7 protein-coding genes are annotated in these 10,858 nt (G+C 63.0%); 5 read left to right on the forward strand and 2 right to left on the reverse strand.

What is annotated here, in order from left to right; genetic code table 11:
• Positions 1-950: lipid-A-disaccharide synthase (gene lpxB, locus NW835_RS04720; RefSeq protein WP_414414645.1), on the forward strand; the 950-nt coding region annotated here is incomplete at its 5' end.
• 22 nt (positions 951-972) lie between these two features.
• On the opposite strand, the gene NW835_RS04725 is transcribed toward lpxB, so the two are convergent.
• Complete coding sequence (locus NW835_RS04725) at positions 973-2,034, reverse strand: DUF1611 domain-containing protein (RefSeq protein ID WP_414414646.1); 1,062 nt, start codon at positions 2,032-2,034, stop codon at positions 973-975.
• 5 nt (positions 2,035-2,039) lie between these two features.
• On the reverse strand, positions 2,040-3,089 hold the full coding sequence (locus NW835_RS04730; protein ID WP_414364466.1) for a dipeptide epimerase: 1,050 nt from the start codon (positions 3,087-3,089) through the stop codon (positions 2,040-2,042).
• Positions 3,090-3,267: 178 nt separating this feature from the next.
• On the opposite strand from NW835_RS04730, the gene NW835_RS04735 reads away from it, so the two are divergent.
• The 4 genes from NW835_RS04735 to NW835_RS04750 all read left to right on the forward strand — a co-directional run.
• Entirely contained in the window at positions 3,268-5,322 is a 2,055-nt protein-coding gene (locus NW835_RS04735) for a GspE/PulE family protein (protein WP_414414647.1), read from the forward strand.
• 160 nt (positions 5,323-5,482) lie between these two features.
• Positions 5,483-6,625, forward strand: a complete 1,143-nt coding sequence (locus tag NW835_RS04740; RefSeq protein ID WP_414364470.1) for a type IV pilus twitching motility protein PilT — start codon at positions 5,483-5,485, stop codon at positions 6,623-6,625.
• Between the two features lie 171 nt (positions 6,626-6,796).
• On the forward strand, positions 6,797-8,023 hold the full coding sequence (locus NW835_RS04745; RefSeq protein WP_414414648.1) for a type II secretion system F family protein: 1,227 nt from the start codon (positions 6,797-6,799) through the stop codon (positions 8,021-8,023).
• Between the two features lie 50 nt (positions 8,024-8,073).
• A partial coding sequence (locus tag NW835_RS04750; RefSeq protein WP_414414649.1) for an MG2 domain-containing protein occupies positions 8,074-10,858 on the forward strand: 2,785 nt, incomplete at its 3' end.

Raw genomic sequence — 10,858 nt, forward strand, 5'->3', positions numbered from 1 at the left:
CGGATTTGGCCATCTTGGTGGACTACATCGGCGTCAACAGCCGCCTTGTCCCCCTGCTGCAGCGGTGGCGCATCCCTGCCGTTTACTACATTGCCCCCCAGGAATGGGTGTGGTCGCCCAACAGCCGCCTCACCTACCGCCTAGCCCAGCAAATGCGACTGATGGTGGCCATCTTCCCAGAAGAAGCCCGCTACTACGCCGCAGCAGGCGCCCAGGTTTGCTATGTGGGCCACCCCCTGCTGGATATTTTGGCGAGGGTACCCGGTCGCGCTCAGGCCAGAGCTGAGCTAGGGATCCCTGAGGAGGCAACGGTGGTGGCGCTGCTGCCCGCCTCCCGTCGCCAGGAGCTGCGCTCCGTTCTGCCCATCCTGCTCCAGGCAGCGCGGCTGTTGCGGGCTCGTCTGCCTCAGGTGCGGTTTTGGGCGCCGCTGGCCTCGCCCCGTTTTGCCGCCCCGATTGCTCGGGCTGCCCGCCGCTATGGACTGGACGATCTCACCCTTGTCTTGCCTCGCCCTTCCCCGCCAAAGGCGCATCACCTGCTGTTGGCCGCCGCTGACCTGGTGCTGGCCAAGTCGGGCACCGTCAACTTGGAGGCGGCTATTTTGGGGATCCCGCAGGTGGTGATCTACCGCCTCAACCCCATTACCTTTTGGCTAGCCCGCCATTGGCTGAAGGTGTCGGTGCCCTTTATGTCTCCCCCCAACTTGGTGCTGATGCGCCCCATTGTGCCGGAACTGCTGCAGGAGGAGGCCCAGCCGGAGCGGATTGCCCAACTGGCGCTGGAGCTGCTGACTCAGCCGGAGCGCCGAGCCCAATTACAGGCCGACTATGCTGCCATGCGGGCAGCGCTGGGGGAGCCGGGAGTTTTGGCCCGCGCCGCCAAGGCCATCCTGGAGGTGCTCGACAGCGAAACCGCCGCCAGGGGGGATCCCCGTCGCCGCTCTCTCTGAGACGCCTGGATTAGCCGTGGGGTTAGCCGGCTGCCAGGATGGCGTCCAAGAGGGGATCCGCCCCAAAGCGCACCACGTCGGTACAGGGCCGTCCGGTCTCCGCTTCCACCTGGCGGATCTGGGCCAGGGCAGCCTCCTCCTCCCAGCCAAAGGTATTGAGGGCCACCCCCACCACCGGCACGGGGGCAAAGGCACCGGCAGCTCTGGCCACTTGTTCGTATAGCTCGATGACCTTGGGCAGGGGAGGGATGGGTACGTAGTCCATCCCTTTGATGTGGGTCTGGCCAGCCCGGTGTACCAAGATCAAGTGGGTGGGCTGGGATCCCCGCAACAGGGGCAGGGTTGCTGTAGAGGCGGGGTTGAGCAGGGATCCCTGGCCTTCAATGTGCAGAATGTCATGGTCAAGGCCGTGGCGCAGCACCAGTTGCTCCACGGCACCGCTGGCGTAGTCCACCCGCACCGCATCTAGGGGCACCCCATCGCCACTGATGAGGATCCCGGTCTGCCCGGTAGCGAGAAAGCGGGAGCGCAGGCCGCGCTTCAGGCTGGCTCGGTGCAGTTCCAGGCTGGTGGACATTTTGCCCACGGCCATGTCGGTACCCACGGTCAGCACCCGCCGGCAGGGGAGGGAACGGGCCAGGCCTTTCCCTACCCCAAGACCAGGAGGTTCGCGGCGAATGTCCCAGATCCAGGCTCCCGGCTGCAGCCGCTGCCGCAATTGGGGATCCTCGGCCAGAGGCGTGTGGAGACCATTCACCAGAGATAGGCCGGCCTGCAGGGCTTGGCAGAGCTCCTCCCGCCACGCTGGGGGCAACTGGCCGCCGGAAGGGGCAATCCCAATCACCAGCACCTCGGGGTTGTAAACCAGCGCCTCTTGCACCGAGGCCACGATGGGAACATCCTGGGCAATGCCGGTTAACTGGGCCAGGGATCCCCCCGCCTGCTCCCGGTCGATCACCGCCGCCACCGGAAAAGGCCCATAGCGCAGCAGCCCCAGCCCTGTTTTGCCGTGCTCCCCCAGCAGGCCGCCGTGGAGCAGGATGGCCACCCGAGTTTGGCTGGAGAGGGATCCCACCTGCTCCACGGTACCTACTCCCGCAGCTCTACCCCTAAGCCCGGTCGGTCGGTGGGGATAAGACAGCCCTCCTGCAGCAGGGCTCCGGAAAAGGGATCGTCGATGAGATTGAGGTGGCTGTCCAAGTCCAGGTAGTCCACCAGCGGCGCTAGGTGAGCCGCCGCCGTATTGCCCAGAGCGGTGTTGCTGTAGCAGCCCAGCATTACCTGTAGCCCATAAGCTTTGGCGGTGTGGATCATGCGCCAGGCTTCGCTGAGGCCGCCGCACTTCATCAGCTTGATGTTAATGCCGTGCACCCGATCCGCTAGGGCAGGAATATCGCGGCTGTCGAAACAACTTTCATCCACAAAGATGGGCAGCTTCGACTCGTGCCACAGGGTGATCAGCTTCGCCTCCTGTCCCCTCTCCAAGGGCTGCTCCAGGTAGCTCACCCCTTGCCCCGCTAGCCAATTGCTCATACTCAAGCTCTGTTCTACCGTCCAGGCGCCGTTGGCATCCACGGTAATCAGGGATCCCAGTGGGATCACCTCCTGCACAGCAACCAGCATGTTCTGATCGGCCATCAGCCCCAAGTCGCTGCCCAGCTTGATCTTAAAGGCCCGCGCTTGGGTCTGTTCCATCCAGGCCAAGGCCCGCTGGCGGGCCGCCTGAGGAGTAGAAAGGCCAATGGTCAAAGTGGTGGGTGGGATGCGGGAGCGATCCAGTCCCCACAACTGCCAAAGCGGCATCCCCAGCCGTTTGCCCATCCAATCGTGCAGGGCCATGTCCACCGCCGCCCGCGCCGCCGAGGGGATCCCGGCCCGCAGCAGTTCCGCCTCAATGAGCTGCCGCTCCCAGGGGGAATAGCGCCGCAGGATCCCCTGCGCCATCTCCAGACCCATCAAGATATCGTCCACAGACTGGTGGCAGTCATCGCTCACCGAGAAGGGACAGGCCTCCCCCCAGCCCTCAATCCTCTCCTGCTCGATCCGCACCCAGGCCAGAGTGGCCTCTGTATGAGTGCCGCGGCTGAGGGTGAGGGCATAGCGCTTGTGAACCGTGAAAGATTCAACGTAGAGCCGCATGGGCGATTTCCAAGAGATCAATCCTGAGCACGTTGAGCCAACTTTGTCCTTTGAGGTTTTCCCTGCCTCCCTAGTCAGGCTGTGGAGGACAGGCGCAGCTCTGGGTGTCTTTACCGTTGCTCCTAGAGGTTAACTGCAGCCATTATCATATGAGCACAGCTTAGGTGGCCCCAGTAGCATGAACGACCTTCCTCTTCCTCTAACCCGTCGCAGCGCCTCTAGTAAAGCCCTAGCTGTTGCCAATACCAGCATCACCCCCTTTGGCCGCAAGCTAAAAGAGCTGGGCTTTGCCGACGACAAGCAAATCCAGGACATCCAAAACGCCCTCAAAGCCAATCGCGAAGGGGGCAGCAAGGCCCTAGCTCTGGTGGTCAAAGAGATTGTTGGCAGAGAGATCACCCCCGACCTGGAGCGGGCCTACAAGCGGCAGCAGCTCTTTGAGCTAAAAATCATCTACGGGATCCCCTCCCTCGACATCGATCTGGAGCCGGTGGAGATCTCGGAGATGAGCGGGCTCATCGACTCGCTCTTGCCCCTTGATATTTGCAACCGCTACAAGTTCTTGCCCATCCGCCGCCAAGACAACCAAGTGCTGGTGGCAATGGTTAAGCCGGATAACTTGCAGGCGCTCGATGATATCCAGCGGCGCTTCCGTATCCAGGGGCTGAAGCTGCAGCGGCGGGTCTTCACCCAGCGGGATTTCGAGGTTCTGATCAACCGCTACATGGACGCGCAGGCGGAGCTGCTGGCCATCAAGGGCATCAACGACGCGGCTGCCGCCCAAGAGGAAGAAGAGGTGGTGGTCAATACCGCCGAGATCGACCTGGACAGCATCGAGGACGTCGCCGTCGATGAGGCCGGCGAGGGATCCCTGGAGCAACAGCTCAAGTCGGCAGACGATGCCCCGATCATCAAACTGGCCAACCAAATCCTGATTAAGGCACTGCAGGACGGGGCGTCGGACATCCACATCGAGCCGCAAGAAGAATACCTGCGCATCCGCTTCCGCAAGGACGGGGTGCTGCGGCAGGCTTTTGAGAACTTTCCCAAAAAGGTTGTCCCCGCCCTTACCGCCCGCTTCAAAATCATGTCCAACCTCAACATTGCCGAGCGGCGCTTGCCCCAGGGCGGGCGGATTCGGCGCGTATTCAAGGGGCGTAAGGTGGACTTCCGCGTCAGCACCCTGCCCTCCCGCTATGGGGAGAAGATCGTGCTGCGCATCTTGGACAACTCCGCCACCCAGCTCGGCCTGGACAAGCTGATCACCGACCCGGAGACCCTGGCCAGCTTCAAGGAGGTTGTCAAGCGACCCTTTGGTTTGATCTTGGTAACCGGGCCCACCGGATCCGGGAAAACCACTACCCTCTACTCAGCTCTGGCAGAGCTAAACGATCCCGGCATCAACATCAGCACCGCCGAGGATCCCATCGAGTACTCCCTGCCGGGGCTCACCCAGGTACAGGTGATCCGCGAAAAGGGCATGGACTTTGCCATGATCCTGCGCGCCTTCCTGCGGCAAGACCCGGATGTCATCCTGGTGGGGGAAACCCGCGACCACGAGACGGCCAAAACCGCCATCGAAGCCTCCCTCACGGGCCACCTGGTGCTGACCACCCTGCACACCAACGATGCCCCCGGTGCTATCGCCCGCTTGACGGAGATGGGGATCGAGCCTTTTATGATCTCCAGCTCGCTGTTGGGGGTGCTGGCCCAGCGCTTGATGCGCCGAGTATGTACCGAGTGTCGGATCCCGTATCACCCCACCCCCGAAGAACTGGCCCGCTATGGCCTCAGCCTCAGCGGCGACAGCGAGCAGGTGACTTTCTACAAGGCCAACAAGCTCTCTCCCAAGGAAGTAGAGCAGCGCAAAGCCACCGGCAAGCCCATCTGCGAGAAATGCGGGGGCGTAGGCTACAAAGGCCGAGTGGGGGTGTACGAGTTCATGCGCATGAACGACCGCCTGGCCGAGTTGATCAACAAGGGGGCTCCCACCGAGGTCATCAAGGAAGCGGCTGTCGAAAGCGGCATGAAGACGCTGCTGGCCTACAGCTTGATGCTGGTGAAGCAGGGTCTGACTACGTTGGAGGAGGTCGATCGGGTTATCCTCACCGACAAGGGCTTGGAAACCGAGTTAAAGGCTCGTGCCAAGGCCCTTAGCACCTGCCGCAACTGTGGTGCCGCCCTGCAGGTGGAGTGGATGGATTGTCCCTACTGCCTGACGCCGAAGTTTTAGGCAAGCCGCCTAGCTCTTGACGCCGCCAGGGTGCCGATTATAACAGTCCTATACGAGTCCTAGAGGGTTGCCTCTGGCCCAGCTTTAGAACGGTTTTTCATCGACAACTCCCAGGTCGAACACAGACTGACCCAGCTTACTGATTGGAGACACCAGCCCTATGCCACAACTAATGATCGAAGACCTGATGGAAGAAATCGTCCGCAGGGGCGGTTCTGACATCCACATCTCCGCCGGTTTGCCCCCCTACTTCCGCATCAACGGCGAACTCCAGCCAACGGAGCACGAGCCCCTTACCCCTGAGGAGGTGCAGCGGCTCATCTTTAGCATGTTGAACAACACCCAGCGCAAACACCTGGAGCAAAACTGGGAGTTGGACTGCTCCTACGGCGTGCGCGGGATCGGTCGCTTCCGCGTCAACGTCTACCGGGATCGCGGCACCTATGCCTGCGCGATGCGGGCGTTGGCTTCGGAAATCCCCAACATCGACAAGCTAGGCCTGCCGGATGTGTGTAAGGAGATGGCTCGTCTGCCGCGGGGTCTGGTGCTGGTGACCGGCCCGACGGGATCCGGCAAGTCCACCACTTTGGCCGCTATCATCGACTTCATTAACCGCGAGCGAGCCGAGCATATCCTTACCATCGAGGATCCCATTGAGTACATCTACACCCCCATCCGCAGCATCATCCACCAGCGGCAGTTGGGGGAAGACACCAAGAGCTTTGCCAACGCCCTGCGGGCGGCCATGCGGGAGGATCCGGATGTGATCCTGATCGGGGAGATGCGGGATCTGGAAACCATCCAGTTGGCCATTACCGCCGCCGAGACCGGCCACCTCTGCTTTGCCACGGTGCACACCAGCTCTGCTGCCCAGACGGTGGATCGCCTGGTGGACGTGTTCCCGCCGGAGCAGCAGCAACAAATCCGCGTGCAGCTCTCCAACTCCCTCAAAGCCGTCTTCTCGCAAACTTTGGCCCGCCGCCTCAACCCCAAGCCAGGAGAACCGGGGCGGGTGCTGGTGCAGGAGATCATGGTGGTGACGCCGGCCATCGCCAACTTGATTCGGGAGGGCAAGACCGCCCAGATCTACTCGGCCATCCAGACAGGGGGTAAGCAGGGCATGAAGACCCTGGAGCAGGATCTGGCCAACCTCTACCTGCAGGGCAAGATCGACTTCGATACGGCCATGTCCAAGACCTCTCGCCCTGAGGAGTTGCAGCGACTTTTGGGCAACGTCACCGGGCCATCGCCAGCCGCGGCAGCTCAACACCAGCGGCCCGCAGCGGCTGCCGCCCGTCGCTAAACGCTGGCTCCAGGGATCCCTGGCTGAGAGTTCCTCGCCAACCTCTGGCCGCCGGCCCCATTTGTAGCTAAGCTCTAGCTGAAGAGAGCGTCGGTTTGTCTAAGGTTGCGAGACTGAGCCAAGGGATCCCATTCCGGCGTGTCGAACTAACGATCCAAGCAGGGGTAAGCCATGCCGCGCTACAAGGTTCGGGGGCTAAAGGCCGGTCAGCCGGTGCGCCTGACAGTGGTGGCCAACAACTTGACCGAGGCCCGCGCACGGCTGCGCCGCGAGGGCATTTTTGCCAAACAGGAAGATATCCAGGAAGAAAAGCCCTTCTTCTCCCTGGATACCTCTTTTGATTTCTCGATGATGGGATCCATCGACATTCGCGACAAGGCGGTGTTCTCGCGGCAATTTGCTGCCCTGATCAACGCCGGCGTGTCGATGGTGCGCTCCCTAACCATTATGGAGGAGCAGACCGGCAACCCCAAGCTCAAGAAATACCTGCGGGCGATTCGAGCGGAAGTGGAGGCGGGGAAGAACCTGTCCGATTCCATCCGCCCTTATCCGGATGCCTTTGACGGCCTCTACTGCAGCATGGTGCAGGCGGGGGAGGTGGGCGGTGTACTCGACGAGGTGCTCAACCGGCTGGCCAAGCTGCTGGAGGACATGGATCGCCTGCAGAAGCAGATTAAATCGGCCATGACCTACCCGGTGGTGGTGACCATTTTGGCCGTCTTAATCTTTTTGGGCATGGTGCTGTTCATCTTGCCCACTTTTGAGAGCATCTACAACGATTTGGGGGGGGAGCTGCCCGCCTTTACCCAGTTTTTTATCAACATCAGCAAGTTCCTGCGCACTCCCCAGTACAGCTTAGGCCTGGTGGGCTTTTTGGCGGCGGTCTTTTTTGCTTTCCAGCGCTTTTACCGCACCCCCGCCGGCAAGGAGACCATTGATGCTCTGGCCCTCAAGCTCCCCATTTTCGGCGACCTGATCCAGAAATCGGCGGTGGCCCGTTTTTGCCGCACCTTTGGGGCCCTCACGCGCTCCGGGGTGCCGGTGCTGACTTCTTTGGAGATCGTGCGCGACACTTCCGGCAACCAGGTGGTGGCCAACGCCATCGACGCTGCCCGCCAATCCATCTCAGAGGGGGGGCAGATCGCGCCGGCCCTGGATAAGGCCAAGGTCTTCCCGATCATGGCCATCCAGATGATCAGCGTGGGCGAAGAGACGGGGGAGCTGGATGCCATGTTGATGAAGACGGCGGACTTCTACGAGCTGGAGGTGGAGGAGGCGGTGCGTGCCCTCACCAGCCTGCTGGAGCCGCTGATGATCGTGATCTTGGGCGGGATGGTGGGCTGCATCATCGTGGCCATGTACCTGCCCATGTTCAACGTGTTTGAGCTGGTGAAGTAGCGACTGAATCCCCAGGGCAACCAGAACCCATCGGGAGGAGGAAGGGATCCATGCTGCGGCGGTGGTTGGTGGCCCTGGTGGTGTTTTTGGGAGTGGGGCTGGCGGTCTTGCTTTCGGAACAGCCGACGGGATCCCTGCTGGGGCGGGTGGAGCTGCCGGCAGGGGTGGCGCCGGGGAACGTCCAGGTGATTGCCGCCGGCCCGGTGAGCCGCAGCATCAGCCCGTCTGCGGAGGGCGAGTACCGCCTGGAGCGGCTGCCCGTTGGGGAATACCGGGTGACGGTGCGGGGATCCGGCCTAGAGACGGTCTCCAGCGAGAGACCCGTGCAGGTGCGGGAAGGGGCGATAGCTTCTGCTCCTCTCCTACGCCCGCAGCTTCTGCCCCCCAGCCTCTACCTCTACAGCCCCAGCTCGGTGTTCACGACCGCAGAGCCGGCACGGCTGCAGTGGCGGGCCAGTGGCCTGGGAGCGGTGCAGTTTGCCCTCTACCGCTTTTCCCTGGCTGATTTGGAAGGATCCCCTTTCTTGCGGGATCTGGCCGATGCTGGCTATGGATCCCTGGCTCCGGATTTGTATTCCATCCTGCGAGGAGAGCTGGTGCGCCGTTGGCAGCAGCCACTGGGGGGAGAAGAGCTGACCCGCACCCTGGAGCTGGGGATCCTGCCGCCGGGGGCCTACTGGCTGGAGGCGGAAGGCCAACAGCCGCGGCAGGCGGCGGCACCGCTGCCTTGGTCGGGAGAGTGGCTTTTGGTGAGTGACCTGGGCCTCATCCAGAAACAGGATGCCAGCCAGTTGGTGGTGCAGGCGGTGCATTTGCGGGAATTGCGTCCTCTGCCGGGGATCCAGATCCAAGTTTTTGGGGAGTGGAGGGATCCCCTCATTGCCACCACCGACGAGGAGGGGCTGGCCCGGTTTAGCTTGCCGACAGGGGAGAGATCCTCGCTGGTGGTCTATGGCCACAGCGCCGACAACACGTTGCAGGCTTTGTCCCGCAGCTATGCCTATGGCTGGAACCAGCCCCACCGCATCTACGCCTACACGGATCGTCCCCTCTACCGCCCCGGCCAGACGGTCTATTTTCGCGCCCTGGTGCGGGAGCACGACCGCCTCACCTCGGCAGGCCAGCCGGTGCAAGTAACCCTCACCGCCCCCGACGGCGATGTGCTGGGCGAGCAAACCCTGGCCACCAACGCTTTCGGCAGCGTCCACGGGCAGTTTCAATTGCCGGAGGAAACCCCCCTGGGCAGCTACGGCCTGGAGTGGCGGGTGGCCGGGCCGCAGGGATCCAGCCGCGAGTACACCGCCTTCGAGGTGGGAGCCTACCGCAAACCGGAGTTTGAGGTGAGGGTGGTGCCCGACCGGCCTTGGCTGGTGCGGGGGGGATCCCTGAAGGTACAGGTGGAGGCCGAGTATCTTTTCGGGGCGCCGGTGGCCGCTGCCCAGCTTCGCTACTGGGTTTACAGCAGCCCCGACTGGAGCCTGCGCTACGGGCTGTTGCCTCATTCGGGGGCAGAAGACTATTTTGCCGGCGACCTGGGAGAGGAACAGGGCTACTACGGCGGCTACGGGGGGCTGGTGGCGGAAGGAGCAGGGGTGACGGATGCCCAGGGGCGGGCGGAGTTTCGCCTGGAGCGCCTGTTGCAGGATCTGGACTGGGAGGAAGACAGCTACTGGGGCCCGCAGGAGGTGCAGCAGTTGCGCATCGAGGTGGAGGTGAGCGATATCAGCCGCCGCAGCGTGACCGGAACGGCACGGGCCTGGGTGACGGCCGGCCAATTTGCCCTCTTTGCCGAGGCCGATCGCCACCTGCCTGCTCCAGGGGATGTCATCACCTACCGGCTGCAAGCCCGCGACTACGACGGCCAACCGGTCAGCACCGCCGGGGAGCTGAGCCTGGAGCGCTGGCGCTGGGATCCCCAGAGCAGCGTCTACCGACGGCAAGCCACTCTGCTGCGGCAATCTTTTCAGGTTGTCAACGGCGAGGGCAGCCTGGTTCTGCGCCTGCCCGCCGACCTGGAGCCGGGAGACTACCGGGTGCGGCTGACGGCCCAGGATCCTCGTCGCTACCGCGTGCAGGAGGTAGACCATCTCTGGGTGGTGGAGCCGGGCAACCCCCTGCCCAGTTGGGGATCCCTGCCCAGCCTGGAGGTGGTGGCGGATCGCCAGATCTACGAAGTGGGGGAAGAGGCCCAGCTCCTGATCGTCTCGCCGCTGCCGGATCTGCCGGTGCTGGTGGGTCTGGAGGGATCCCGGCTGCACCAGGTACAGGTGCTGCGCCTGCAGGGGCATACGGCCACCCTGCGCCTGCCCATCCGGGAGGAGTATCGCCCCAACCTCTACGTCACCGCCACCGTCCTCGGCCCAGAGCGGCGGCTGTACCAGAACGAGGCTCTGCTGCGGGTCTCGCCGTTGGATCGCTTTTTGCAGGTGGAGCTGCAGACGGATAAGCCCACTTATCAACCAGGGGAGACGGCCCAAATTCAAATCCGCACCCGCAACGCCCAAGGGCAGCCGGTCAGCGCCGAGGTGGGGTTGGGGATCGTGGACAACGCCCTCTACCTGCTGCGGCCCGACTTCACCCCCGATATCCGCCGCTTCTTCTACGGGCGCCAGGACAACCAAGTTACCACCACCACCTCTTTCCCTCAGCAATACCCCGGTGGTGCCGACAAGTTGGCCGGCCAGGTGCGGGAAGACTTTCGCGATACCGCCGCCTGGTTCCCGGATTTGGTGACCGATGCCGATGGCTTAGCCCAGGTCCAGGTGCGCTGGCCGGACAACCTGACTACCTGGCGCTTGACCGCCCGCGCCGCCACCGCCGACACCCAGGTGGGCT

The organism is Synechococcus sp. OH2 (assembly GCF_047462155.1).
Classification (GTDB): Bacteria; Cyanobacteriota; Cyanobacteriia; order Thermostichales; family Thermostichaceae; genus Thermostichus.